General features: G+C 68.5%; 23 protein-coding genes. 13 read left to right on the forward strand and 10 right to left on the reverse strand.

Annotation, left to right across the window (positions count from 1 at the left end; genetic code table 11):
- Window positions 1-41: 41 nt before the first annotated feature.
- From QWG60_RS01080 to uxuA, 8 genes are all read left to right on the forward strand, one after another.
- Window positions 42-779, forward strand: coding sequence for a GntR family transcriptional regulator (locus QWG60_RS01080; protein ID WP_046078490.1), 738 nt, complete (start codon window positions 42-44; stop codon window positions 777-779).
- Window positions 776-1987 (forward strand): D-mannonate dehydratase ManD, encoded by a 1212-nt coding sequence (gene manD, locus QWG60_RS01085; protein WP_046078489.1) that lies wholly within the window; start codon window positions 776-778, stop codon window positions 1985-1987. Before QWG60_RS01080 ends, manD begins: the two co-directional genes overlap by 4 nt.
- A gap of 12 nt (window positions 1988-1999) precedes the next feature.
- Entirely contained in the window at window positions 2000-3022 is a 1023-nt protein-coding gene (locus tag QWG60_RS01090; protein WP_046078488.1) for a Zn-dependent oxidoreductase, read from the forward strand.
- Window positions 3023-3082: 60 nt separating this feature from the next.
- Window positions 3083-4051, forward strand: a complete 969-nt coding sequence (locus QWG60_RS01095) for a TRAP transporter substrate-binding protein (protein WP_046078487.1) — start codon at window positions 3083-3085, stop codon at window positions 4049-4051.
- Between the two features lie 81 nt (window positions 4052-4132).
- The gene (locus QWG60_RS01100; RefSeq protein ID WP_046078486.1) at window positions 4133-4705 is read left to right on the forward strand and encodes a TRAP transporter small permease; all 573 of its coding nucleotides are present in this window, start codon (window positions 4133-4135) and stop codon (window positions 4703-4705) included.
- Window positions 4705-5985 carry a TRAP transporter large permease gene (locus tag QWG60_RS01105; RefSeq protein WP_046078485.1) on the forward strand — a complete coding sequence of 427 codons (1281 nt, stop codon included), beginning with the start codon at window positions 4705-4707 and terminating at the stop codon, window positions 5983-5985. The genes QWG60_RS01100 and QWG60_RS01105 overlap by 1 nt, the downstream gene beginning before the upstream one ends.
- A 27-nt stretch (window positions 5986-6012) precedes the next feature.
- On the forward strand, window positions 6013-7485 hold the full coding sequence (locus tag QWG60_RS01110; protein ID WP_146909827.1) for a mannitol dehydrogenase family protein: 1473 nt from the start codon (window positions 6013-6015) through the stop codon (window positions 7483-7485).
- 16 nt (window positions 7486-7501) lie between these two features.
- Window positions 7502-8680, forward strand: a complete 1179-nt coding sequence (gene uxuA, locus QWG60_RS01115; protein ID WP_146909830.1) for a mannonate dehydratase — start codon at window positions 7502-7504, stop codon at window positions 8678-8680.
- Between the two features lie 81 nt (window positions 8681-8761).
- On the opposite strand, the gene QWG60_RS01120 is transcribed toward uxuA, so the two are convergent.
- From QWG60_RS01120 to QWG60_RS01130, 3 genes are all read right to left on the reverse strand, one after another.
- Window positions 8762-9925, reverse strand: coding sequence for a fumarylacetoacetate hydrolase family protein (locus tag QWG60_RS01120; protein ID WP_290130913.1), 1164 nt, complete (start codon window positions 9923-9925; stop codon window positions 8762-8764).
- A 10-nt stretch (window positions 9926-9935) separates the two neighbouring features.
- A complete protein-coding gene (locus tag QWG60_RS01125; protein WP_290130914.1) occupies window positions 9936-11513 on the reverse strand; it encodes an aldehyde dehydrogenase (NADP(+)) in 1578 nt (525 codons plus the stop codon).
- Between the two features lie 142 nt (window positions 11514-11655).
- Window positions 11656-12849: an ROK family transcriptional regulator gene (locus tag QWG60_RS01130; protein ID WP_146910377.1), complete on the reverse strand. Its 1194-nt coding sequence runs from the start codon at window positions 12847-12849 to the stop codon at window positions 11656-11658.
- A gap of 387 nt (window positions 12850-13236) precedes the next feature.
- Between QWG60_RS01130 and QWG60_RS01135 the strand changes: the two genes are divergently transcribed.
- From QWG60_RS01135 to QWG60_RS01150, 4 genes are all read left to right on the forward strand, one after another.
- Entirely contained in the window at window positions 13237-13974 is a 738-nt protein-coding gene (locus QWG60_RS01135; protein WP_146910379.1) for an SDR family NAD(P)-dependent oxidoreductase, read from the forward strand.
- Window positions 13975-14058: 84 nt separating this feature from the next.
- Window positions 14059-15465 carry a sugar porter family MFS transporter gene (locus QWG60_RS01140; RefSeq protein ID WP_146910381.1) on the forward strand — a complete coding sequence of 469 codons (1407 nt, stop codon included), beginning with the start codon at window positions 14059-14061 and terminating at the stop codon, window positions 15463-15465.
- Window positions 15466-15547: 82 nt separating this feature from the next.
- Window positions 15548-17353 (forward strand): IlvD/Edd family dehydratase, encoded by a 1806-nt coding sequence (locus tag QWG60_RS01145; RefSeq protein WP_290130915.1) that lies wholly within the window; start codon window positions 15548-15550, stop codon window positions 17351-17353.
- A gap of 19 nt (window positions 17354-17372) precedes the next feature.
- Window positions 17373-18284 carry an SMP-30/gluconolactonase/LRE family protein gene (locus QWG60_RS01150; protein ID WP_246124716.1) on the forward strand — a complete coding sequence of 304 codons (912 nt, stop codon included), beginning with the start codon at window positions 17373-17375 and terminating at the stop codon, window positions 18282-18284.
- A gap of 27 nt (window positions 18285-18311) precedes the next feature.
- Here the strand turns inward: QWG60_RS01150 and QWG60_RS01155 are convergent, their stop codons facing one another.
- From QWG60_RS01155 to QWG60_RS01185, 7 genes are all read right to left on the reverse strand, one after another.
- The gene (locus QWG60_RS01155; RefSeq protein WP_146909640.1) at window positions 18312-18989 is read right to left on the reverse strand and encodes an HAD family hydrolase; all 678 of its coding nucleotides are present in this window, start codon (window positions 18987-18989) and stop codon (window positions 18312-18314) included.
- A 25-nt stretch (window positions 18990-19014) separates the two neighbouring features.
- The gene (locus QWG60_RS01160; protein ID WP_046078514.1) at window positions 19015-19995 is read right to left on the reverse strand and encodes a 2-hydroxyacid dehydrogenase; all 981 of its coding nucleotides are present in this window, start codon (window positions 19993-19995) and stop codon (window positions 19015-19017) included.
- Between the two features lie 28 nt (window positions 19996-20023).
- Complete coding sequence (locus QWG60_RS01165; protein ID WP_146909638.1) at window positions 20024-20989, reverse strand: sugar kinase; 966 nt, start codon at window positions 20987-20989, stop codon at window positions 20024-20026.
- Between the two features lie 75 nt (window positions 20990-21064).
- Entirely contained in the window at window positions 21065-22084 is a 1020-nt protein-coding gene (locus QWG60_RS01170; RefSeq protein WP_146909636.1) for a LacI family DNA-binding transcriptional regulator, read from the reverse strand.
- A gap of 99 nt (window positions 22085-22183) precedes the next feature.
- Window positions 22184-22870 (reverse strand): HAD family hydrolase, encoded by a 687-nt coding sequence (locus tag QWG60_RS01175; protein ID WP_146909634.1) that lies wholly within the window; start codon window positions 22868-22870, stop codon window positions 22184-22186.
- A gap of 151 nt (window positions 22871-23021) precedes the next feature.
- Complete coding sequence (locus QWG60_RS01180) at window positions 23022-24053, reverse strand: sodium:calcium antiporter (RefSeq protein ID WP_046078480.1); 1032 nt, start codon at window positions 24051-24053, stop codon at window positions 23022-23024.
- Between the two features lie 230 nt (window positions 24054-24283).
- Complete coding sequence (locus tag QWG60_RS01185) at window positions 24284-25756, reverse strand: alanine/glycine:cation symporter family protein (protein WP_035597196.1); 1473 nt, start codon at window positions 25754-25756, stop codon at window positions 24284-24286.
- Between the two features lie 163 nt (window positions 25757-25919).
- Here QWG60_RS01185 and QWG60_RS01190 point away from each other — a divergent pair, with 163 nt between their 5' ends.
- A complete protein-coding gene (locus tag QWG60_RS01190; protein ID WP_046078479.1) occupies window positions 25920-26735 on the forward strand; it encodes a helix-turn-helix transcriptional regulator in 816 nt (271 codons plus the stop codon).
- The last annotated feature ends 8 nt before the right edge of the window (window positions 26736-26743 follow it).

Genomic DNA, 26743 nt, shown 5'->3' on the forward strand with positions numbered 1-26743 from the left:
AAGGCGAGGGCCCATGGCCGTGCCGATAACGGGGTGACGTCATGAACACGACATTGCAGGCGCTGTGGCAGGAGATGCGCGACGAGGGGGCGGTGCGCCAGCGGCTCTACACGGTGCTGCGGCAGTCGATCATCCGCATGGTGCTGGCGCCGGGGCAGGCGCTGTCGGAGAAGGAGCTGGCCGAGACCTTTTCGGTCAGTCGTCAGCCCGTCCGCGAGGCCTTCATCCGGCTGTCGGAGGCCGGACTGGTCGAGGTGCGCCCCCAGCGTGGCACCTTCGTGGTCAAGATTTCGCAGCAGGCCGTTCTCGAGGCCCGTTTCGTGCGCGAGGCGGTCGAGGTGGCCGTGGCACGAGAGGCCGCCAGCAAGGGGCTGAGTGATCGCACCCTGGCGGAGCTGCACGAGCTGATCGCGCGACAGCGCCGGTGCATCGAGCCGGCGGATCACGATCGCTTCTTCCTGCTGGATGAAGAGTTCCATCGCACCCTGTCGCTGGGGGCCGGGCAGCAGACCGCCTGGAAGGTGGCCGAGGAGGTCAAGGCGCAGCTCGATCGCGTGCGCTATCTGAGCGTTCCCGAGAGCACGCCGCTCGACAAGCTGATCGCCCAGCACCAGGCGATCGTCGATGCAATCGAGCGACGCGATGCCGACGCGGCCGCCGAGGCGATGCGTGTTCACCAGTGCGAGATCCTGCAGTCGCTGCCCGACCTCGTGAGCCGATTCCCCGAAATGTTCCAGTCCGCCCTGATACCACCGCTTGTCGAGGAGAGCCAGGCATGAAGATCGAACGGGCCTATACCATCGTCACCGCACCGGGGCGCAACTTCGTCACCCTCAAGATCGTTACCGACGAGGGCGTCTACGGCATCGGTGATGCCACCCTCAACGGCCGCGAGCAGGCGGTGGTGGCCTATCTCGAGGAACACGTGATCCCGGCCCTGATCGGCCGCGATCCCCAGCGCATCGAGGACATCTGGCACTACCTCTATCGCGGTGCCTACTGGCGCCGCGGTCCGGTGACCATGACCGCCATCGCCGCCGTCGACATGGCGCTGTGGGATATCAAGGCCAAGGTCGCCGGGATGCCGCTGTACCAGCTGCTGGGCGGCAAGAGTCGCGAGCGAGTGATGGTCTACGGCCACGCCACCGGCAAGGACATCGAGTCCTGCCTCGAGGAGGTCGCGCGCCACGTCGAGCAGGGCTATCGCGCGGTTCGCGTGCAGGCCGGCGTGCCGGGGATCGCCAGCATCTACGGCGTGGCCAAGCGCCCCGGCGAGCGCTACGAGCCCGCCGATGCCGACCTGCCGGCCGAGCACGTCTGGAGCACCGCCAAGTATCTCAACCACGTGCCCAAGCTGTTCGCCGCCGTGCGCGAGCGCTTCGGCGATGACCTGCACGTGCTGCACGACGTCCACCACCGACTGACGCCCATCGAGGCGGCGCGACTGGGCAAGGAGGTCGAGCCCTACCACCTGTTCTGGCTCGAGGACTGCGTGCCGGCCGAGAACCAGGAGAGCTTCGGCCTGATCCGCCAGCACACCACCACGCCGCTGGCGGTGGGCGAGGTCTTCAACAGCCTCTTCGATGCCAAGGCGCTGATCGAGAACCAGTGGATCGACTATATCCGGGCGACCCTGACCCATGCCGGCGGCATCACCCACATGCGGCGGCTGGCCGACCTGGCCGGGCTCTATCACGTGCGCACCGGCTTCCACGGCCCGACCGATCTGTCGCCGGTCTGCCTGGGGGCGGCGATCCACTTCGATACCTGGGTGCCCAACTTCGGCATCCAGGAGTACATGCCTCATGCGGACGTGACCAACGAGGTCTTTCCCCACGACTACCGTTTCGAGGATGGCCACTTCATCGTCGGCGAGACGCCTGGACACGGCGTCGATATCGACGAGGACGCGGCCGCCCAATATCCCTATCGCCGTGCCAGCCTGCCGGTCAACCGGCTCGAGGACGGCACGCTGTGGCACTGGTAACGAGGTGAATCGATGAAAGCCTTTCAGGTAAACGCGCCCCAGGACTACCGGCTGGTCGAGGCCGAAGCCCCCGCGGTGGCCGCGGGCGAGGTCCAGGTGAAGGTGGCCTTCGCCGGGATCTGCGGCTCCGACATGCACATCATCCACGGTGACAACGCCTTCGTGCGTTTCCCGCGGATCACCGGCCACGAGTTCGCCGGGCTGGTCGAGGCGGTGGGCGAGGGTGTCGAGGGCGTGGCCGTCGGCGACCGGGTGTGTATCGATCCGGTGATCAGCTGCGGCGAGTGCTATCCCTGCCGCATCGGCCGTCCCAATGTCTGCACCGCGCTGGAAGTGATCGGCGTGCATCGCAACGGCGGCTTCGAGGAGCGGGTCAACGTGCCGGCCGGCAACGTCCATCGCCTGCCCGAGGGGCTCGGGCTGGATGCCGCGGCGCTGGTCGAGCCCTATACCATCGCCGCCAACGTGCTGAGTCGCATGCAGCCGCATCCGGGCGATCGCCTGCTGATTCTCGGGGCCGGCGTGATCGGCCTGACCATTCTGCAGGTGGCTCGCGCCCAGGGCATCGAGGACATCACCGTCAGCGACGTCATCGACGCTCGCCTGGAGACCGCTCGCGAGCTGGGCGCCACCCGAACCCTCAACGGCGCCGAGCAGGACGTCGAGGCCGAGGTTGAGGCGCTGACCGGCGGTGAAGGCATGCCGCTGATCGCCGATGCCGCCTGCGTGCCGGCCCTGCTGCCGCAGATGCTGCGCATGGCGTCGCCGGCGGGCCGCATCGGGCTGCTTGGCTTCAACCCGACGCCCAGCGATCTGGTGCAGCTGGAGGTGATCAAGAAGGAGCTGACCCTGGTCGGCTCGCGACTCAACAACCGCAAGTTTCCGGAAGTGATCGAGCTGATGGCATCCGGGCGACTCGATCCGCTGGCGCTGGTGAGCCATCGCCTGCCCTTCGACGACATGCCCGGGGCCATCGAGATGATCGATCATCATCCCGAAAGTGCCCGCAAGGTACTGATCGAGATCGGTGCCTGAGGGCTGCACTCGCGCCATCCAGCCAACAACACACAACAGCAAGTGCCAGGAGAACACGCCATGTTCAAGCGACTCGTCACCAGCGCCGTCCTCGGCGCCGCCCTGCTCGGCAGCCAGGCCAGCCTCGCCGCCGACTACACCCTGAAGTTCGGCCATCTGGCCAACGAGCAGCACATCTGGAACCAGGCGGCCCTCAAGTTCAAGGAACTGGTCGAGGAGAACTCCGACGGGCAGATCGAGGTTCAGGTCTATCCCAACGAGCAGCTCGGCGCCGAGATGGACGTCATCAACAGCATCCAGCTGGGCACCGCCGACATGACCATCACCGGCGAGAGCCTGCAGAACTGGGCGCCCAAGGCGGCGATGATGGCCGTGCCCTATGCCTTCCGCGACTCCGAGCACCTCAGGCAGGCCGTGGAAGGGGATATCGGCGACCAGATCGAGGCTCAGATCACCGAACGCGCCAACCTGGTGCCGCTGGCCTGGTTCGAGCGCGGCCCGCGCGAGCTGACCAGCAACCGTCCGATCACCTCGCCCGAGGATCTGGACGGCATCCGCCTGCGGGTGCCCAACGTGCCGCTGTTCGTCGACGCCTGGGAGGCGCTGGGCGCGCGGCCGACGCCGATGGCCTTCAGCGAGGTCTTCACCGCGCTGCAGCAGAGCACCATACAGGCCCAGGAGAACCCGCTGAGCCTGATCGAGAGCGCCAGCTTCGATGAGGTGCAGGACTACGTGAACCTCACTGGCCACGTGCGCAGCTGGATCTACGTGGTGATCGGCAGGAACCAGCTCGAGGCGATGCCCGACGACTTGCAGCAGGTCGTGCGTGATGCCGCCCAGGAGATGCAGGCCTACGAAGCCGACCTGTTCGCGACGGACCAGGAGCGTCTGCGCCAGAGCCTGGAGGAGCGCGGCATGGAGTTCGTCGAGGTTGACACCGAGGCCTTCGCCGAGAAGGCGCGCCCGGCGGTGCTCGAGGCGCTGAACGACGAGCAGCGTGCGCTCTACGACGCGATTCAGGACCTCTAAAGTACGGGGCGGGCACTTCGGTGCCCGCCACTTCCTTCCTGTTGCCATTGGGGTGGCCGATCACCCCCGAGAGGTGTACCCATGGATGCTTCCGAGCAGCGGGCCGTCGAGGAGCTCGACGCCCTGTCGGCGGTGCCACGCCTGCCGGGCCTGGCCGGTCGTGTGATCGGCTGGCTCGATACCCTGTTCACCTTCCTCGCGACACTGGCACTGGTGGGCATCGCCGCCACCGTGCTGCTGCAGGTCGTCGGGCGTCTGGCGCTGCCTTCCTCGCCGGCCTGGACCGAAGAACTGTCGCGTTACCTGTTCATCTACATGGTCGCCCTCTCCGCCGGCGTGGTGATCCGCCGGCGCCGCAACGTCAACGTGGAGCTCTTCCATCACTGGATGGGGCCGCGCGGGCGGGCGATCTACCAGGTGCTGGTATGCCTGCTGGTGGGGGGCTTCGCCCTGATCGTGCTGCCCTACGCCTGGCAGTACGCCGCCAATGGCACCTGGCAGACCTCGCCGACCCTGAGGGTGCCCATGCTCTACATTTTCTTCTCCACCGTGGTGCTGTTCGGGCTGGTCCTGCTGTATAGCGCCATCGGTGTCATCGAAGGCCTTTGGGGTGCCTGGCACCCGGCCTCCCACGCCGATACGGAGACCCCGTGATGGAAGTGATCGCGCTGTTCGCCGTCTTCCTGGTGCTGCTGCTGGTCGGGGTGCCGATCGCCTTCTCGCTGGGCATCGCCTCGCTGAGCTATCTGCTGCTGGCGGGGATTCCGCTGACCATCGTGCCGCAGCGCCTCTACTCGGGAATCGACACTTTCGTGCTGTTGTGTATTCCCGGTTTCGTGCTGGCCGGGAACCTGATGAACGTCGGCAACATCACCGAGCACATCGTGCGTTTCTCCAACGCCCTCGTCGGCCACATCCGCGGCGGCCTGGGCCTGGCCAACGTCGGCGGCTCGATGATCTTCGGCGGCATCTCGGGCACGGCCGTGGCGGATGCCGCCAGCATCGGCTCGGTGATGATTCCCGGCATGTCGAAGGCCGGCTACGACAAGCCGTTCTCGGCCGCCGTCACTGCGGCCTCCTCGACCATCGGGCCGATCATCCCGCCCAGCGTGCCGATGATCATCGCCGGCTCGCTGACCGGCGTCTCGGTCGGCCGCATGTTCCTGGCCGGCGCCATCCCGGGCATCCTGCTGGGCGTGGCGATGATGGTCACTGTCTACCTGCTGGCCATTCGCCGCGGCTATCCCAAGGAGAAGCGGGTATCCCTGCTGCAGCTGGTGCGCGAGGGGCGCACCGCCTTCTGGGCGCTGCTGATGACCGCCATCATTCTCTACGGCATCATCGGCGGTTTCTTCACGCCCACCGAGGCCTCCATCGTCGCCAGCCTCTATGCGCTGGTGGTCGGCATGTACGTCTACAAGGGGCTCTCCTGGCGCAAGCTGCCGGCCATCCTCACCGACACCGTGCTGACCTCTTCCGCACTGCTGCTGCTGGTGGGGCTGGCCAACCTGTTCGGCTGGATCCTGACCAGCGAGCAGATTCCCCAGATGGTCGCGTCCGGCATCCTGGCGATCAGCGAGAATCCGCTGGTGGTGATCCTGATCCTCAACCTGATCATGTTGTGCGTCGGCGCCTTCATGGAGACGATCGCTGCGCTGATCATCCTCTTCCCGGCGCTGCTGGGCGTGGCGACCGGGGTGGGCATGGACCCGGTGCACTTCGCGGTGATGGCGGTGCTCAACCTGATGATCGGCCTCACCACACCACCGGTGGGCGTCTGCCTGTTCGTGGTCTCGGGGATCGGCAACCTGCAGGTGCTGACCGTGGCCAGGGCGATCCTGCCGTTCCTGATCTGCAACCTTGCCGTGCTGCTGCTGGTGGCCTACGTGCCGGCCATCTCGATGTGGCTGCCCAACCTGATCCTCGGCCCGTAAGGCCGCGCCCCTGACATGGAGAGCATGATGCAGAGTGTCAAACGGCTGCCGGCCAGTGCCGGCAGGGTTCGAATCGGCATGGTCCATCTGGGCCTGGGCGCCTTCCACCGCGCCCACCAGGCGGTCTACCTGGAGCGCTATCGCCAGCGTACCGGCGATGACGCCTGGGGCGTGAGCAGTGCCAACCTGCGTGCCAGCGTGGCGCTGGTCGATGCCCTGCGCGAGGCCGGCCATCGCTATCACGTGGCCGAATACGCCGACAGCGAGCATGTCACCGTGCGCGAGATCGGCGTGATCGAGGAGACGCTGTTCACCGGCAAGGACGAGAACGGCCGCTGGGGGCGCGACGTCGAGACGCTGCTCGAGCGCATGGCGTCCCCCGAGACCCGCATCGTCACCCTGACGGTGACCGAGAAGGGCTATTTCCTGAGCCCGGCCAGCGGCGAGCTGCTGGTCGACGACCCGCTGGTGGCCGCCGATATCGCTCATCCCGAGGCGCCGCGTACCGCGCCGGGGCTGCTGGTCGAGGCGCTGGCGCGACGTCATGCGGCAGGGCAGGCGCCGTTCACGGTGCTCAGCTGTGACAACATGCCCGACAACGGCAAGCGCACCCGGGCCGCCGTGATGGCGCTGGCGGCGCGGCGCGATGCCGGGCTGGCCGACTGGATCGCGGACGAGGTCGCCTTCCCGTGCAGCATGGTCGACCGCATCGTGCCGGCCATGACCGAGGCCGACTTCTCGCGCCTGGCAGTGCTCGGCATCGAGGATCGCAACGCCGTGGTCGGCGAGTCGTTCAGTCAGTGGGTGGTCGAGGACGACTTCCCCCAAGGGCGTCCCGACTGGGCCGCGGACGGCGTGGAGATGGTGGCCGACGTGGCCCCCTTCGAGACCATGAAGCTGCGGATGCTCAACGGCAGTCATTCCCTGCTCGCCTACCTGGGCGCGCTGGGTGGCATCGAGACGGTGGCCGAGGCCGTGGGCCGCGAGGATCTGACGTCGCTGCTGCGCCGCTACATGCTCGACGAGGCCGCCTCGACCCTCGCCATGCCCGAGGGCACGGACCTCGACGCCTACGCCGAGCAGCTGCTGGCCCGCTTCGCCAACGACAGCCTGCACCACCGTCTGCAGCAGATCGCCATGGACGGTTCCCAGAAGCTGCCCCAACGCTGGCTGAGTGGTGCCGAGATCCACCTTGCCGCCGGGCGAGACGTGGCCTGCACGGCGCTCGGTGTGGCCGCCTGGATTCGCTACACGGCCGGCACAGACCTGGCCGGCACCCCCCACGCCGTGGACGACCCGCTGTCCGACCGCCTGGCGGCGCTGCATGTGCGTCATGGCGATGACATCGCCGGTCTCGTTTCCGCCTTCATGGCCGTGGAAGACGTTTTCCCGCCGGCGCTGGCGGCCGAGCCGCGTTTCGTCGCCGCCGTCACCGCCGCCTACACCGATCTGACACAACAGGGGCTGGCCGGGGCGCTGGACGCCCTCGGACGGGCCTGATCGAGAGGACACTCCCATGGAACATACCTGGCGCTGGTTCGGCCCCGCGGACCCCATCACCCTCGACGAGATTCGCCAGACCGGTGCGACCGGCATCGTCACCGCGCTGCACGAGATTCCCAACGGCGAGGTCTGGCCGGTGGAGGCCATTGAAGAGCGCAAGCGAATGATCGAGGCCGCCGGCCTGTCCTGGTCGGTGGTCGAGAGCGTGCCGGTACACGAGGACATCAAGAAGGGGTTGCCGGAGCGTGACGCCCATATCGCCGCCTACCAGCAGACGCTGCGCAATCTGGCGGCCTGTGGCATCGACACCGTCTGCTACAACTTCATGCCGGTGCTCGACTGGACGCGCACCGACCTGAGCTGGCGCCTGCCGGACGGCGGACTGGCGCTGCGCTTCGATCAGGTCGCCTTCGCTGCCTTCGACCTCTACCTGCTGGCGCGCCCCGGCGCCGAGGCCGAGTACTCCGATGCCGAGAAGACCGAGGCGAGGGCGTATTTCGACGACCTCGACGAGGCCGGGCGAGCGCGCCTGAAAGACACCATCATCGCCGGGCTGCCCGGCGCCGAGGAGCACTACACGCTCGAGCAGTTCCGGGGTGTGCTGGCGGAGTATGCCGAGATCGATGCCGAGCGGCTGCGCGAGCATCTGGGCGACTTCCTGGAGGCCATCGTTCCGGTGGCCGAAGAGGTAGGCGTACGCCTGGCGATTCACCCCGACGACCCTCCCCGGCCGCTGTTCGGTCTCCCTCGGGTGGTGTCCGACCCCGAGGACGCCCAGTGGCTGCTCGAGCGGGTGCCGAGTCCGGCCAACGGGCTGACGCTTTGCACCGGCTCCTACGGCGTCAGCGCCGATATCGACCTGGTGGGCATGGCCGAACGCTTCGCGCAGAATATCTACTTCGCTCACCTGCGCTCCACGCAGCGCGAGGCACCGGACTCGCGCTCCTTTCACGAGGCTCCGCACCTGGGCGGGGACGTGGACATGGTCGGCGTGGTCCGGGCGCTCGTCGCCGAGGAGCGTCGTCGCGAACGCGAAGGCGGCCCGCGGCTGCCGCTGCGCCCCGACCATGGCCATCACATCCTCGACGATCAGCACCGCGATACCGCCCCGGGGTACCCGCTCTACGGGCGCCTCAAGGGGCTGGCCGAGCTGCATGGCGTCGAATTGGCGGTGAGGCAGCTTGGGGCGTAACGCCATGTCTCCCGCAGGAAATGAAAAAGGGGCGGCCCGCGTGGGCCGCCCCTTTTTGTGTGCCGGCGGAGTGTTTACGGCTTATCGATGCTTCGCCATATCCGCCATCCACTGGCGGATGCCGTAGGTCCAGGGCGGCAGCCGGTCCGAGCGATCGACGCGATTGACCAGCGCGCCCAGCGACGGCGTGGCGATGGTCACCACGTCGCCCAGGTGGTGGGTGAAGCCCTGGCCTTCGCCGTCGCGGTCCTGGATCGGCGAGAACATGGTGCCCAGGAACAGCATGAAGCCGTCCGGATACTGGTGATGCGCGCCGAGGGTCTGGCCCACCAGGTCGAGCGGATCGCGGCTGATCTGGCGCATGTCGCTGGAGTCCTCCAGCACGAAGGCGTCGTCGGCGCCCTCGATGCGCAGCGACACCCGGGCCCGGCGCACCGTGTCCAGGGTGAAGCGCTCGTCGAACAGGCGAATGAAGGGGCCGATGGCGCAGGAGGCGTTGTTGTCCTTGGCCTTGCCCAGCAGCAGGGCGCTGCGCCCTTCCACGTCGCGCAGGTTGACGTCGTTGCCGAGGGTGGCGCCACGGGGCCGGCCGGCGGCGTCCACCGCCAGCACGATCTCCGGCTCCGGGTTGTTCCACTCGGAGGCCGGATGCAGGCCTACGCCGCGGCCGAAGCCCACCGCCGACAGCGGCTGCGCCTTGGTGAAGACCTCGGCGTCCGGCCCGATGCCGACCTCCATGTACTGGGACCAGGCGCCGCGGGCCTGGAGTTCGGCCTTGAGCGCCATGGCCGCCTCGGAGCCGGGCACGATCTTCGACAGATCGCCGCCGATCACCTGTTTCAGCTCCTCGCGCAGCTCGCCGGCCCGGGCCGGATCGCCGCCGGCCTGCTCCTCGATCACCCGCTCCATCAGGCTGACCGCGAAGGTCACGCCGCAGGCCTTGATCGCCTGGACGTCGCAGGGCGCGAGCAGGTAGGGCGCCTCGGGCGCCTCCGCCAGGGAGCGCGCGAGCAGTTCCTCGACCGGGCCGAGGTCCTCGCCCTCGGCCGTGGCCACCAGCTCGGCCGCGTTGTCGCGCTCGAGCAGGTCGGCCATGCAGGCGACGCGCGCGCTGATGTCGACCACCCGGCCGTCGCGGACGACGACCAGGGCCGGGCCCGGATGGGGCGTATCGCGCCAGACCCGGCCGACCAGCAGCGCCTGGTCGGCATCCTCGGGCAGGGCGAAGGTCATGCTATCGGACATGAACGCCTCCTCAGGCCTCGCGCTGGCCGTCGACCAGGCGGCTGACGCCGGCCGGGTTGCCGTCCTTGATGGCCTCGGGCAGCAGGCCCTGGGGCAGGTTCTGGTAGCACACCGGGCGCAGGAAGCGATGGATCGCCGCGCTGCCCACCGAGGTGGTGCGCGCGTCGGAGGTGGCCGGGTACGGGCCGCCGTGGACCATGGCGTGGCACACCTCGACGCCGGTGGGCCAGCCGTTGGCCATCACCCGGCCGGCGCGACGCTCGAGGGTCGGCAGCAGCGCGCGGGCGGCGTCCAGGTCGGCGTCGTCCATCTGCAGGGTGGCGGTGAGCTGGCCTTCCAGGGACTCGGCCACGCGTTTGACCTCGTCGAGGTCGGCGCACTCGACCACCAGCGAGGTAGCACCGAAGACCTCGGCCTGCAGCGCCTCGTCGCTCATGAAGTCCTCGGCGGAGGCCACGAACAGCCCGGTCTGGCAGGCGTTGGGGCCGTCGCCGGCGTTGCCGCGGGCGATCTCGCGGGCCTTGCTGCTGGCGACCAGGCCGTCGACGCCCTGCACGTAGGCGTCATGGATGCCCGGGGTCAGCATGGTCTGGGCCGCGGAGCCCTTCACCGCCTCGGCGGCGGACGCCACGAAGGCATCCAGCGCCTCGCCCTTGACGGCGATCACCAGGCCGGGATTGGTGCAGAACTGGCCGGCGCCCATGTTCAGCGAGCCGACGAAGGCCTCGCCCAGCGCCTGGCCACGCGCCTGGAGCGCTTCCGGCAGCAGGAACACCGGGTTGATGGAGCTCATCTCGGCGTAGACCGGGATCGGCTCGGGGCGCTCCTGGGCGGCCTGCATCAGCGCGGTGCCGCCGCCGCGGGAGCCGGTGAAGCCCACGGCCTTGATGCGCGCGTCGCGCACCAGCGCCTGGCCGACCTCGCGGCCGGAGCCGTAGAGCAGCGAGAACACGCCCTCGGGCAGCTCGCATTTGGCCACGGCGCGCTGCACGGCGCGGCCGACCAGCTCGGAGGTGCCGGGGTGGGCGGAGTGGGCCTTGACCACCACCGGGCAGCCGGCGGCCAGCGCCGAGGCGGTGTCGCCGCCGGCCACGGAGAACGCCAGCGGGAAGTTGGAGGCGCCGAACACGGCCACCGGGCCCAGGGCGATGTGGCGCTGGCGCAGGTCGACCCGCGGCATCGGCGCACGCTCGGGCAGGGCCGGATCCAGGCGCACGTCGAGCCACTCGCCGGCGCGCACGACCTTGGCGAACAGGCGCAGCTGGCCGCAGGTGCGGCCGCGCTCGCCTTCCAGGCGGGCCCGCGGCAGGCCGGACTCGGCCATGGCGCGAGTGATCAGCTCATCGCCGATGGCCTCGATCTCGTCGGCCACGGTCTCGAGGAACGCGGCGCGGGCTTCGAGGCCGGTCTCGCGGTAGGTATCAAAAGCGGCCCAGGCCAGCTCGCAGGCGCGCGCGACCTCGGCCTGGCCACCCCCGGGATAGACCGGGGACAGGGTCTCGCCGGTGGCGGGATCGACGGCCTGGATCGCCTTGCCGTCGCTGAGCACGGCCTGCTGGCCGATCAGTTGCTTGCCTTCCAGTGTCATGGGGTCTCCTCTCGTCGTTACTTCGACTTTGAGATGAGTTTGAACTAAGTGAAGGTATGTTCAATCTTTTTACTTACTGTGTAAGCGAGACCTTCGTCTAATTTCGGTGGAGATACGGCCTGAATTGCAGGCTCGGGAGGCCTCAGGCGGGGCCGTGGATGGTGTTGGCCAGCACTTCGGCGGCGGCACCGCGTGCGGCGGTGAAGGTGCTGTCTTCGATGATGCGCAGCGGGAGCCGCTGTGTCGCGCCGAGTAGTCGGTTCTGATTGGCCGTGAAGTAGTCCAGGGCCGGTGTCAGAAGGGGGGGGCCGAGCCGTGTCAGGGAGCCACCCAGGACGATCTCGGCGGGGTCGAGGGTGTGATACAGGTTGAGCAGCAGGGTGCCCAGGGCTTCGCCGGCGCGCCGGATTGCCAGGTCGACCTCCGGCGCTTCCAGCCGCCCCAGCAGGTTGGTGACCAGGTCCTCTTCCTCGCCGACGCCCAGGGCGGCCCGAAGCGCCCAGCCGCTGACGAGTGTCTCGGCGCAGCCGCGATTGCCGCAGTGGCAGTAGAGCCCGCCGGGTTGCAGCACAGTATGTCCGATTTCTCCGGCCAGGCCGTGGATACCGCGAGTGACCGCCGGCCAGTGGCCGCCACCGACGATGCCGCTGCCGATCCCGGTGCCGGCACTGACGTACAGGAGGGATTCCGGTGTCTTGTCGGTGCGGAAATACAGTTCGCCGAAGGCGGCCGCCTTGGCCTCGTTGTCCAATAGCCATAGGCCGGCGATGCCCGGCAGCGATTCGCGCAGGAGGTCGAGGAACCGTACGTCACGCCAGCCAAGATTGGGCGCCAGGCGCAGGAGGGGGCGGTCGGGGGCGATGGGGCCAGGGAGCGCGACGCCGAGCCCCAGGCACTGGCGGTCGTTGAGCTCGGGATGGTCGATCACCTCGCGGATCAGATCCGCGAGGGCCTGGGCGGCGGTCTCGGGAGCGGTCGGCTCCATGCGCACATGGCGCTGGTGGATCGTCGTGCCGGACAGGGTGCAGGCGACCACCTGCAGGCCGTGGACACTGACCTCGGCGCCCAGCAGTACATGGCGGTGTTCATTGAGGTGCAAGGCCCGCCCCGGTCGTCCCCCGCTGCTCTTGAGCAGATCTCCTTCGACTAGCCATCCCTGCTTCAGCAGCGTCTGAACGCCGCCCCCCACGGTCGCCTTGGTAAGCTGTGCCCGCGTGGCGATGTCGGCCCGCGTCATGCCGGGGTTGCGGCGCACCATTTCGAGAATGGCGCTGCGGTTGAGTCGCTTCAGGAAATGAAGGTCCCCTGCCTGATGCTGATTGGAGGTGATGGTCATGATGCGGCTTGGGATCGTCCGTCGTTGACGCAGGGCTTCGCCGGCTGGCAGCGGTGTGTGGTCGATGATGCCCGCCGTGGCGAGTGAGCCGATTATGACATCTGGACGGAGGGGAGGCGATGTCGAGGACGGCGCTCGTCGCTGTCTGACGGCGGCCTTCCCGCTTGGCACGATGTCGTTGCCAGGGTGAGGGGCGTTTTCCGGGGAGCTCAGGTTCCTGAAATAGACCTTTGTCTCATGGAAGTCGTCATGGGTGAGGCGGAATACTTGCTGCTTAGTAAGAGGTATTAACTAAAGGCGGGCTCATTTCCGCCTTCGGCCTCGGGTATCCCGCCCCTGTCATCTCGGATCGGCATATGCACAGGGCACAGCAGAGAGAGGTTTCGCATGAATTCGGCTATCTATCCCAGCCTCACCGACAAGCGCGTGGTGATCACCGGTGGCGGCTCCGGCATCGGAGCGGCACTGGTCGAGGCCTTCGTCAATCAGCAGAGCGAAGTGCACTTCATCGACGTGGTCGAGGACGAGTCGCGCGCGCTGGTGGACCGGCTGGGCGGCAAGCCGGTCTTTCACCACTGTGACCTGACCGATCTCGAGGCACTGTCGAAGGTATTCCAGCGGATCGGGACCGTCGACGTCCTGGTCAACAACGCGGCCAACGATGACCGCCATACCCTGGGCGACATCACGCCGAGCTACTGGGACGAACGGATCGCAGTGAACCTGCGCCACGTGATGTTCGCCATCCAGGCCGCGGCGCCGGGTATGAAAACGCGCGGTGGCGGCTCGGTGATCAACCTCGGCTCGATCAGTTGGCATCTCGGCCAGGAGAGTCTGGCGATCTACGAAACCGCCAAGGCGGGTATCGAGGGCATGACGCGTGCGATGGCCCAGGAACTGGGGGGAGACAACATCCGCGTCAACTGTGTGGTTCCCGGCAACGTCAAGACGCCGCGTCAGTCGCGTTGGTACAGCCCCGAGGACGAGCAGCAGATCGTCGCGGAGCAGAAGCTCAAGGTTCGGATCCATCCCCATCATATCGCCAGCATGGTGCTGTTCCTGGCCTCCGATGACGGCGCTGCTTGCACCGCGCACAACTACTGGGTGGATGCCGGGTGGTGTTGAGCCATCCGGGGCGCGATGACGAGACGTCATCTGCCACGTAGTCAGTCAATTCCCGACCATAACGCATAATGAAAGGGAGGTAGCATGCCTCAAGACAGGTCTCCGCAACGTACCGCTTACATCTTCATCATCTGCTGCGTGGCCGCCATCGGCGGCTTCCTGTTCGGCTTCGACAGCGGTGTCATCAATGGCACCGTCGACGGCCTCCAGGAATCCTTCGACTCGAACAGCGTCGGCACCGGCTTCAATGTCGCCTCGATGCTGCTGGGCTGTGCCGTAGGCGCCTTCTTTGCCGGCCGGCTGGCGGACCGATATGGCCGTCGCACCCTGCTGATCGTCTCGGCGACCTTCTTCCTGGTGAGTGCCTGGGGATCGGGCGTTGCCGACGGCTCCCTGGAGTTCGTCATCTATCGTGTGCTTGGCGGCATGGCCGTCGGTGCGGCCAGCGTCATGACGCCGGCCTATATCAGTGAGGTGGCTCCCTCCCGCTATCGCGGCCGTCTGGCGACGATCCAGCAGGTGGCGATCATCGGCGGTCTGTTCGTCTCCTTCCTGAGCAACTATTTCCTGTCCGGCATCGCGGGCTCCTCCGTGTCCGAATTGTGGCTGGGGCAGGCGGCCTGGCGCTGGATGTTCTGGATGGAGTTGCTGCCGGCCGGGGTCTTCCTGGTGGCCCTGATGTTCATCCCCGAGAGCCCGCGTTACCTGGTGAGCGTGGGCAAGACGGCGCGCGCCGAGCGGGTGCTGGGCCTAGTGTCCGCCAGTGATCGGGTCGCCACCAAGCTGTCCAATATCGAGGCCTCGCTGGAGCGCGATCGCAAGCCGAGCCTGCGTGACGTGCTCGACCCCGTCAGCGGCAAGGTACGCAGCCTCATGTGGGTCGGCGTCGGGCTGGCGGTCTTCCAGCAGCTGGTCGGTATCAATGTGGTGTTCTATTACGGCGCCGTGCTGTGGCAGTCGGTCGGCTTCTCGGAAAGCGATGCCCTGCTGATCAACGTGATCAGCGGCGCGGTCAGCATCGGAGCCTGCCTGGTGGCGATTGCCCTGATCGACAAGATCGGCCGCAAGCCGCTGCTGTGGGGTGGCTCGGTCGGTATGGCCCTGACGCTGTCGATGATGGCGTATGCCTTCGCCAGTGCCGACATGGTCGACGGTGGTCTCGAGATGTCGGATCACATGGGCACGATGGCGCTGCTGTCTGCCAATGCCTATGTGCTGTTCTTCAACGTCTCCTGGGGGCCGGTCATGTGGGTCATGCTGGGCGAGATGTTCCCCAACCAGATGCGCGGTTCCGGCCTCGCCATCTCGGGGCTCTGCCAGTGGACCGCGAACTTCGGTATCACGATGACCTTCCCGATTCTCCTGGCGACCATCGGCCTGGCTGGCGCCTATGGCTTCTATGCGCTGTGTGCGGCGCTGTCCATCCTGTTCGTGGTGAAGTTCGTCAGGGAGACCAATGGCAAGGAGCTGGAGGAGATGGCATACGAATAAGCCTGTTTCGCGCCACCTGCCATCCGCGGCGGCGCGTCATGCCTCTTCAGCAACCGCTCTCCTCTATTGACGAGATAGTGTCATGAACGACCTTAATCACAAGATCACTCCCGACCGGCTGCGCTCGCGCGACTGGTTCGACAACCCGGATCATCCCGGCACCACCGCGCTGTGCCTGGAGCGCTACATGAACCAGGGCATCACCCTGGAGGAGCTGACCAGCGCCCGGCCGATCATCGGCATCTGCCAGTCGGGATCGGACCTCACGCCCTGCAACCGCCACCACATCGAGCTGGTGAAACGGGTCAAGGACGGCATTCGCGCCGCCGGCGGGGTGCCCTTCGAGTTCCCGCTGCATCCGATCCACGAGAACGTGCGCCGCCCCACCGCGGCGCTGGATCGCAACCTGGCCTATCTGGGCCTGGTCGAGGTGCTGCACGGCTATCCGCTGGACGGCGTGGTGCTGACCACCGGCTGCGACAAGACCACGCCGGCCAGCCTGATGGCCGCGGCCACGGTCAACATCCCGGCCATCGTGCTGTCCGGCGGGCCGATGCTCAACGGCTGGCGCGGGGCCGAGCGCGTCGGCTCCGGCACCGTGGTGTGGGAGATGCGCAAGCGTCTGGCCGCCGGCGACATCGACTACCCCGAGTTCCTGTCGCGGATCGCCGATTCGGCGCCCTCGGTGGGCCACTGCAACACCATGGGCACCGCCTCGACCATGAACTCGCTGGCCGAGGCACTGGGCATGAGCCTGCCCGGCTCGGCGATGATCCCCGGGCCCTACAAGGAGCGCGGCGCGGTGGCCTACCAGACCGGCGAGCGCATCGTCGACATGGTGTGGGACGACCTGCGGCCGAGCGACATCCTGACCCGCGAGGCGTTCGAGAACGCCGTGGTCACCTGCTCGGCGCTGGGCGGCTCGTCCAACGCGCCGATCCACATCAACGCCATCGCCCGCCATGCCGGCGTCGCGTTCGACAACGACGACTGGCAGCGGCTGGGCCACGAGGTGCCGCTGCTGGCCAACGTGATGCCGGCCGGGGCCTATCTCGGCGAGGAGTTCCATCGCGCCGGCGGCGTGCCGGCGGTGATGTTTGAGCTGCTCGAGGCCGGGCGACTCCACGGCGAGGTGGCGACCGTCAACGGCCGCACCCTGGCCGAGAACCTGGCCGGCCGCGAGACCGCCGACGACGAGGTGATCCGCCGCTACGCCAACCCGCTGGTCGAGTACGCCGGCTTCCTCAACCTCAAGGGCAACCTGTTCGATTCGGCGCTGATGAAGACCAGCGTGATCGCCGCGGACTTCCGTGAGCGCTTCCTCAGCGACCCCGAGGACCCCAACGCCTTCGAGGGCAGGGTGGTGGTGTTCGACGGCTCCGAGGACTATCACGCCCGCATCGACGACCCCGCGCTGGAGATCGACGCGCGCACCATCCTGGTGATGCGTGGCGCCGGCCCGGTGGGCCATCCCGGCGGCGCCGAGGTGGTCAACATGCAGCCGCCCGAAGCCCTCATTCGTGCGGGGATCGAATCCCTGCCGTGCCTGGGCGACGGCCGCCAGTCCGGCACCTCGGGTTCGCCGTCGATCCTCAATGCCTCGCCGGAGGCCGCCACCGGCGGGCCGCTGGCGCTGCTCGAGAGCGGCGACCGGCTGCGCGTGGACCTGGGCCGCTGCGAGGTGACGCTGAGGGTCGACGACGCCGAGCTGGCCGCGCGCCGCGAGCGCCTGGAGGCCGACGGCGGCTATCGCTACCCGGGCCACCAGACGCCCTGGCAGGAGATTCAGCGCTCGATGGTCGAGCCGCTGGACCGCGGCATGACCCTGGCGCCGGCGACGAAGTATCGCGACGTGGCCCGGCTCAGCCCGCCGCGGGACAATCACTGAGCGAGTCGGGAGAGAGGCAGTGACGGAATCGGATATCCGGGTCGCGCTCGATCTGGACATGAGCCTGGGGGAGAGCCCGCTCTGGTCGGTACGGCACCAGACGCTGTACTGGGTGGACATCAATCGCGGCCACCTCTACGCCTGGCAGCCGCAGAGCGGCGACGCGCCGACCGTGGTGGAACTGGGCGAGAAGGTGGGGTGCATCGCCCTGCATCGGGACGGGCTGCTGGCGGCGAAGGCCTCCGGCATCGACCGGCTGACGCTGCCCCTGGGCGGCCGGCACGAGCGGCTGGTCGACAACCCCGAGTGGCAGGCACGCGGCAATCGCTTCAACGACGGCCGCTGCGATGCCTCCGGACGCTTCTGGGTGGGCACCATCGACGCCGACGAGACGCATGCAACGGCGGCGCTCTATCACCTGGAAGACGGGGCGCTGCATCTACGCCGCTCCGGCATCGGTATCGCCAATGGCCTGGCCTTCAGCCCGGATCGACGCTGGCTCTATCACACCGATTCGCTGACGCGGTGTATCCAGCGCTATCCCTTCGACGTCGAGAGCGGCGACATGGGCTCGCCCGAGATCTGGGTGGACCTGGAAGCGCACGGGCTGCCCGGGGTGCCCGACGGAGCCGCGGTCGACAGCGACGGCAACTACTGGAGCGCGCTCTACGGCGGCGGGCGCATCGTCTGCTTCTCGCCGCAGGGTCAGCTGCTCGCCAGCCACGCGCTGCCCTGCCTGCACCCGACCATGGTGGCCTTCGGGGGGGCGGATCTGCGCACGCTGTATATCACGACCGCGACCCAGCATCTCGATGACGAGGCGCGCAAGCGCTGGCCCCTGGCGGGCAGCCTCTTCAGCATGACGGTGCCCACCCCGGGGCAGCCCGAACCGGAGTGCGCCTCGAGCGCGCCACTCGCCGACGCGACCTGACGCGTCGAGGCGCCCTCCACCGCCGGCTCAGGGAGCCGGCGTCACCTCCGCCGCCAGGGCGACGATCGCCACCGGCAGCTCGCTGGCGTGGCCGATGGCAACGGCGCCCTCGGGCGTCGTCTCCTCCTCGGGGAAGCGGTTCAGGTGCACCACCCGCATGCCGGCATCGAGGCCGGCCGCCACGCCTACCGCGGCATCGTCGATCACCACGCAGCGCTCGGGTGGATGACCCATGGCTTCGGCGGCCTTGAGATAGAGCGTCGGGTCGGGCTTCCACACGCCCAGGGTATAGGCGCTGAACAGCCGGTCGCCGAAGTGGTGGCCGAGCCCGGAGCTTTCCATGGCGCAGCGGATCTTGCGCTCCGGGCCGTTGGAGACCACCGCACGGGGATGCTCGGCGAGGGCCTCCAGGGCCGCCGGCATGCCGTCGATCGCGGCCAGCTCCGCGCGCATCCGCGCTTCCATCCGTGCCCGCATCTCGTCTTCCGCCGACCGGCGGCGCGCCTCGTCGAGGCTGCCGTGGTGGGCTTCCAGTGCCTGCACGATGGACAGGAAGCGCACGCCGCGAAACTCGTCCATGTACTGGCGGGCGGTGAAGGGCAGGCCGTGGCGCGGCAGGATCTCGGCCATCACCTCGGCCAGCAGGATCTCGCTGTCGACCAGGGTGCCGTCGGAATCGAAGAGCAGGCAGAGGGGCTGGGGCATGGTGTCCTCGTGATCGATCATGGAGTCAGGCCGGCGTGCGGGCCGGTTCGTTGAACGGGCTCAGCGGCCGCTCGCCGGACAACGCCAGGCGGATGTTGTCCACCGCGCGCTTGGCCATGTCATAGCGGGTCTCGTGGGTCGCCGAGCCGATGTGCGGCAGGGCGACCACGTTGGCCATGCGGGGCAGTGGGGAATCGGCCGGCAGTGGCTCGCGCTCGAAGACGTCGAGCCCGGCGGCGCGGATGCGTCCGGTGTCCAGCGCCTCGATCAGCGCCGCCTCGTCGACCACCTTGCCGCGGGCAATGTTGACCAGGATCGCCGAGTCGCGCATCAGGCCGAGCTCGCGTTCGCCGATCAGCCGCTCGGTCTCGGCGCTCAGCGGCACGGTGACGCAGACGAAGTCGGCCTCGGCGAGCAGTTCGTCCAGCTCGCGGCGCCGGGCGCCGAGTTCGTCCTCGAGCGCCGGCTTCGGCGAGGCGTTGGAATAGAGAATGCGCATGCCGAAGCCCAGCGCGCCGCGCCTGGCGATGGCGGCGCCGATACGCCCCATGCCGACCATGCCCAGGGTCTTGCCGTGCACGTCGCTGCCGTAGTGGGCCTCGCCGATGCTGGCCTGCCAGTCGCCGCGACGAACGAGGTTGGCCAGCTCCACGGCGCGGCGGGCCGTCGCCATGATCAGCAGGAAGCCGGTGTCGGCGGTGGTCTCGGTGAGCACGTCCGGGGTGTGGCACAGCTGGATGCCTCGGCGTGCCAGTTCCTCGACCGGATAGGCGTCGACGCCCACCGAAACGCTGGAGATCGCCTCCAGCTGCGGAGCGGCATCGAGCAGCTCGGCGGTGATCGAGCGGCCGGCGCCGATCAGGCCGTGGGCCTCGGCCAGGGCGGCGCGGAAGCCCGGGTCGTCGAGGTCATCCAGATGGCCGAAGTCGTCGACGTGGAAGTCGCGCTTCAGCTCGGCGAGCAGGTCTTCGGGAAGAGGGCGATAGACGGCAATTCGCTTCGACATGGGCATCTCCTTGCTCCTTGGGTGTCGGTCATGCCTCGAGCTCGGTGAGGCGTTCGCGTGAGGGTAGCCCTTCCATATCGCCCGGCACCTGCACGGCGAGGGCGCCGATCAGGTTGCCGCGCCGCAGGGCCTCACGCGGCGAGCGGCCGTCGAGCAGGGCGCTGATCGCCCCGACCGCGAAGCCATCGCCGGCGCCCACGGTGTCGACGACGTTGGAGACGGCCACGCCGGGAATCTCGAAGCTCTCCTCGTGCCCGTCGAGCGTACCACGGTAGTAGCTGCCTTCCGGGCCCAGCTTGATGATCACCGCCCGGGCGCCGCGGTCGAGGTAGAAGCCGGCGATGTCGTGGGGCGTGTCCAGCCCGGTCAGGCGGCGGCCCTCCGCCAGGCCCGGCAGCACCCAGTCGGCGTGGCCGGCCATGGCGTTGAGGGTGTCGCGCATCTCGGCCTCGCTGGCCCACAGCGACGGGCGCAGGTTGGGGTCGAAGGAGATGCTGGCGCCGGCCTGGCGGGCCCGCTCGAGCATGTGCCAGGACAGCTCGCGGCAGCTGGCCGAGAGGGCCGGCGGGATGCCGGTGGCGTGCAGGTGACGGGCGGCGCCGAAGTTCACCGCCCGGGCATCTTCCGGCGACAGCCGGCTGGCGGCGCTGCCGCGGCGGAAGTATTCGACGTGCGGATCGGCGCCGCCCTGGGCGCGTTCCTTGAAGATCAGTCCGGTGGAGGCGTCCGGGTCGCCGGTCAGGTGACGGCAGTCCAGGCCCTCGGCCTCGAGGGTGTGGCGGATGTAGCGGCCGAAGCCGTCGTCGCCGACCCGGCTCAGCCAGCCGACGCCGAAGCCCAGTCGCGCCAGGCCGATGGCGACGTTGGTGTCCGCGCCGGCGATGCGTCTCTGGAAGCGTTCGACCTCGGCCAGTTCGCCGGCGGCCTCGGCGACGAACAGGGTCATGGCCTCGCCGAAGGCGAGAATCTCGGGGCTGGGGGAGGGTGTGGTCATTGGCGGTATCTCCTGCATCATGATGGGAACGTTACCATCGAGCGGCGAGTCGCGCCGCTCGATGGCGCTATGGTGTCAGCGGCGGGTCGAGCCGCGGGCGATCAGGGTCGGTGAGAAACGGACCTGCCGGGGCGGGCGCCGGCTATCGGTCAGGCGCTCCAGCAGGCTGTCCATGGCGGCCCGGCCGATCGCCTCGGTGGGCTGGGCGAGGGTGGTGATGCCGGGGCCGACCAGGCCGCACCAGTCGAGTTCGTCGATGCCCATCAGGCCGGTGGTGCCGAGGGTGTCGCCGCGGGCCTGCAACACGCGGGTGACCGCCAGAGTGACGTTGCCGTTGGCGCACAGCACGGCCCTGGGGGCGGCGGCCGGGCGGTCGAGGAAGTCGGCGATGGCGCGCTCCAGGGCCGGGCTGTCGTCGAGCGGCAGACAGCAGACCTCACCCTCCAGCCCATCGGCGCCGAGCTTGGTCCAGAAGCGCTCCAGGCGGCGCTGGCGCGAGCTGGCGCGTTCCGGCGGCTCGCTGATGTACAGCAGCTCGCCGTAGCCCTGGGCCCGCAGATGCTCCAGGGCGGCGTCGATGGCGCGGTCGTTGTCGAGGCCGACCATGTCCGCCTCGAGATCGTCCAGCGAGCGGTCGAGCAGCACCAGCGGCGTGTCCCGCTCGGTCAGGGCCGCGAGCTCCTCGCCGGGGTGGCCGGCGACGTTGAGCACCAGGCCTTCGACACGGTACGACGCCAGCAGCGCCAGATGATCGCGTTCCTGGGCGGGGTCGTTGTCGGTGTTGCAGACCATCAGCGAGAAGCCGTGGGCGCGGCAGGCCTGCTCCACGCCGTGCATCACCGCCACCGAGAAGGGGTTGCGGATGTCGGCGACCAGCATGCCGATCAGCCCCGACTGTCCGCCCTTGAGGCCGCGCGCGATGCGGTTGGGCCGGTAGCCGAGTCGGCTGGCGCTGGCGGCGATGCGCTGCTGCATGTCGGGCGACAGCCGGCTGCGCTCATCGCCGAAATAGCGCGAGACGCTGGTCTTGGAGACGCCAGCGTCGCGGGCGACTTCCAGGATGGTGGCGCGGGATCGGCGTGTCGGAGCGGTCATGAAGGGGCATCACGAAAAATGGGAACGTTCCCAAATTAGTGGCAAGCGCCATGACATGACAAGTCCGACGTGATTAGACCATGGTGGAGAAGCGGGCCCCTAGGCCCGTGACAGCGAGCGCTGGCGGTCGTGTTCCAGGCGGGCGATCACGGTGGGCAGCTGGAACATGCTGGTGATCATGATGGCGCCTTCCGGCGTCTCTTCTGCGTCGGGGAAGCGGTTGAGGTGGATCACCGTCATGCCGGCATTCAGCGCCGCCTGGACGCCGACCAGGGCGTCGTCGATGGCCACGCAGTCCTCGGGCGCGTAGCCCAGCATGGCCCCGGCGTGGCGATACAGGCAGGGGTCGGGCTTCCAGCACTGCGCCTCGTAGGCGCTGAACAGGTGATCGCCGAATACCGGCTCGAGGTTGGTCGCCAGCAGCGAGGTGCGGATCTTGTTGATCGGCCCGTTGGAGACCACGCCCATGGGATGGCCGGACAGGGCGGCCAGGGCCTCGGCGGCGCCGGTGATCGGCGTCAGGTCGGTGGCCAGGCGGCGGTTGAGGTTGGCGCGCATGTCGCGCTCCAGCACCTCGAGGCGGTCCGGGTCGACGGCGCCATGGCGGCTCTCCAGCTCGGCGACGATATGGCGGAAGCGGGCGCCGCGGAACTCGCCGGCGTAGTCGCTGGCCTGGAAGGGCAGGCCGGCGGCGGTCAGACTGGTTTCCATCTCGGCGGCGAGCAGGGGCTCGCTGTCGACCAGGGTGCCATCGCAATCGAAGAGTAGGCAGAGAGGGCGGGCCATCACCGGTAACCTCGCGGGCGTGTCATTCGGCTTTAACGCTATTGTCTCATATCGGCAGCGTTCATCTTTAGTTTAAGACCATTTCCGCGACTTTGTGAACAGTGTTTTTCAATTCAATCTTTGCTGCACATTCTTCATGCGCCGGGTGAGATCAGCCCGGCGCCATCACCAGCATCGCCGCCCCGGCCAGATAGCAGCCGGCAATGGCCAGGCTCTCGAAGCCGATGCGGCCGGGCCCCAGGCGCTCGCGGTGGATCATGCCGACCATCAGGATGGCGGTCATCAGCAGCGAGATCGCCACCCACAGCGCCACGCCGTCGGGCATGGCGTGATAGATCGAGCCGCCGCGATAGGCCGCGTCCGAGGCGGCCACGAACAGGGTGTCGAAGGCATTGCCGCCGATGATGCCGGCCACGGCCAGGGTCAACGCGCCCCGGCGCACCGCCGCGATCGAGGTCACGAGCTCCGGCAGCGAGGTGACCACCGCGGTCATCAGCACGCCCACCACCGACTGCCCGAGGCCGGTGTCCTCGGCGATCACCGAGGCCACGCCTTCCAGCAGCCAGCCGCTGGCGCCGAGCACCACGGCCAGGCCCAGGAAACTCAGCCACAGCCGCGTCGCCGAACGGTTCCGGGCCTGCTCGTCCGGCACGTCCGGCGTCGTTTCCCGGGTCTGGGCCGGCCGCCACATGGGGCGGTCGCGGGTACGCTCCGCCAGCCGCAGCCCGAACAGGTAGCTGATCACGATCAGCGGTGTGACGGGGTGGACCTGCCACAGGGTCCATTCCGGGGCGAAGCGGCCCACCAGCACCAGGGTCAGCAGGCACAGCAGCAGGCCGCCCTGCATCAGGTTGCCGATGGAGGCGGCGGCGTGCTCCAGGTTGGCGCGCCGGTGGGTCAGGTCGGCGATGGTCAGGAACAGGGTCTGGACGGCGATGCCCCCCAGGGCGTTGCTCATCGCCAGGGTGGGGCGGTCGGCCAGCGCCGCCGAGACCGACAGCACCAGTCCCGACAGCGAGGTGGCCATGCCCAGCAGCACGGCGCCGGCGATGGCCTCGCCGAGGCCGGTGCGGTCGGCCAGGTCGTCGACGATGTGCGTCAGCCGCGTGCCGGCGACGCCGATCACCAGGGCGCAGGCGACGAACGCCGCGAAGGCGAGGGGCAGCGAGAGGGCGCTCAGCATGGCCGGCGGCCGTTCGGCATGAGGACGGGATGTCGCGAGGGGGACGGAAAGGCCGAGGGCGGCGCGGGCATGGGAGCTCCTGGCTGGGCATGACGGCGGCGATGCGCGAGCCGCCAGTCCAGCGCGAAGCCGGGTGTCGCGTCAAGGCGCCGAGGGGATCGAGCGCCTTGAAACGCCTCGGCCCCGCATGAGCGGGGCCGAGGGCGTGGGGCGGTGAATCGCGGCGTGGATCAGCCGCGGTTGCGGGCCGGGGCGTTGCCCAGTGCCTGATGGGCGCGCTCGAGGTCCTCGGGTTCGAGCTCCCAGGCCTTGGGGTCCAGGTCCAGATCCGGGTGATCCTTGGCGTTGAAGACCGGTTGCTCCACGCCGGCGCGCATCTGGCCGTCGAAGTCCCGCAGGATGCGCAGGCCCGGCTTGAACAGCATGATCAGGGCGATCAGGTTGGCCACCGCCAGCAGGCCCATGGTCACGTCGGCGAAGCCGAACGCGGTGCCCAGGTCGGTGGTGGCGCCCCAGCAGACCAGCAGCACGATGGTCACGCGGAAGGCATTGAACAGGCCCTGATTGCGGCGGCTGAAGAAGTTCAGGCTGTTCTCGCCCAGATAGTAGTTGTAGAGGATGGTGCTGAAGGCGAACAGCAGCAGCGCGATGCTGACGAAGGTGCGGCCCCATTCGCCGACGTGGTCGGCCAGGGCGGCCTGGGTCAGGGCGATGCCGGCGACGTCGACGCCGGCGCCCGCTTCATAGACGCCGCTGAGCAGGATCACGAAGGCGGTGGCGGAGCAGATGATCACGGTGTCGATGAACACCGAGAAGGCCTGCACGATGCCCTGGTTGGCCGGGTGCGGCACGTAGGCCACGGCCGCCACGTTGGGCGCGCTGCCGAGGCCGGCCTCGTTGGAGAACAGGCCGCGCTTGAGGCCCATCATGATGGCCGCGCCGATGCCGCCGCCGATGGCCGGCTCGAGACCGAAGGCGCTCTTCACGATCAGCGCGATGACGTCCGGAATCTGGGTGATGTTCAGGGCCAGCACCACCAGCGCGATCAGCAGATAGCCGCCGGCCATGATCGGCACCAGGAACTCGGAGATGCGGGCGATACGCTTGATGCCGCCGAAGATGATCAGGCCCACCAGCAGCGCCAGGCCGAGACCGCTGTAGAGCACCGGCACGCCGAAGGCGTCGCCGAAGGAGGTGGCCACGGAATAGGACTGCAGGGCGGTGAAGGCGAAGCCGAAGGTCACCAGCAGCAGCGCCGAGTAGACGCCGGCCAGCCAGTTCCAGTGGCGGCCAAGGCCACGGGAGATGTAGTAGGCCGGGCCACCGCGATAGGTGCCGTCGCCTTCGGCGGTCTTGTAGGTCTGCGCCAGGGTGCACTCGAGGAAGCTGGTGGCCATGCCCATCAGGCCGACGACCCACATCCAGAACACGGCGCCGGGGCCGCCAAGGGTGATGGCCACGGCGACGCCGGCGATGTTGCCGCCGCCGACCCGGCCGGCCACCGACAGCACCAGCGCCTGGAAGGAGCTCAGGTGGCCGTGCTTGTCCTTCTTGAAGGCCTGGCTGGCGCCCAGGATGCGGAACATGCGGCCGAAGTAGCGGAACTGCACGAAGCGCGAGGCGACGGTGAAGCCGATGCCCACGGCGATCAGCAGTACGATCAGGACCTTGCCCCATAGCAGGTCGTTGAGGAAAGCCAACATTCCATTCATCTCCATCTTGGCGTTATTCGCGGTGCGGGGGATTTAAGCAGGCCGCGGTCACGCTGTGATTTGACGCTATGGTGCAGCCTGGCGCACCATGCGCCGCACCCAGTGCACCAGGGTGCACCATCTTGGGGCGAGCGCCCGACAGGAACCCACCGACATGCATGACGACTTCGCGGCCAACCTCCGGCTGCTGTGCAGCTACTACCGCTCCATCGCCGAGGTCTGCCGCCGGCTCGACATCAATCGGGCCCAGTTCAACCGCTATCTCAGCGGCCGCTACAAGCCCGCCAGCAACACCATGCGCCGCATCTGCGACTTCTTCGGCGTCGAGGTGCACGAGATCCTGCTGCCCCACGACGAGTTCCGCTCGCTGGTGCGGCTGCATCCGACGCCGGACGGCGAGTCGCCCGAGCGGGCGCCGTCGCTGGGGCTGCCCGCCGCGCTGCTCGAGCAGGGGCGTCAGGGCATGTCGCGCTATCTCGGCTGCTACCACGAGTATTACCTGGCCATGTCGCGGCCCGGGCAGGTGCTGTGCACCCTGGTCTGCCTCGAGCGGCGCGGCGAGGACGTGCTCTACCAGCGCACCGAGCGCATGCCGCCCCGTGCCGGTGGCCGCCACTGGCACAACCGCTATCAGGGCGTGGCGCTGCTGCTGACCGACCGCCTGTTCCTGGCCGATCACGAGTCGCTCAACGGTCACGAGATGACCCAGACCATCCTCTTCCCCAGCTTCAAGAGTCACGTCGCGCGACTCACCGGGCTCAAGCTGGGCGTGGCCGACAGCAGCGAGCGCATGCCCTGCGGCGTGCGGGTGGTCTACGAGCGCATCGCCGACACGGTCAGCCCGCGCCAGGCGCTGGCGCAGTGCGGCCTCTACGATCTGGACGACCCGGCCCTCGATCCCGATATCGTGGCGGCGATCCACAACGACATCGGCCCCGGAGAGTGGCATTTCCGGGCGCGCTACCTCTAGGCAGGCAC

This window comes from Halomonas halophila (assembly GCF_030406665.1).
In the GTDB taxonomy this organism is placed as follows: Bacteria; Pseudomonadota; Gammaproteobacteria; order Pseudomonadales; family Halomonadaceae; genus Halomonas; species Halomonas halophila.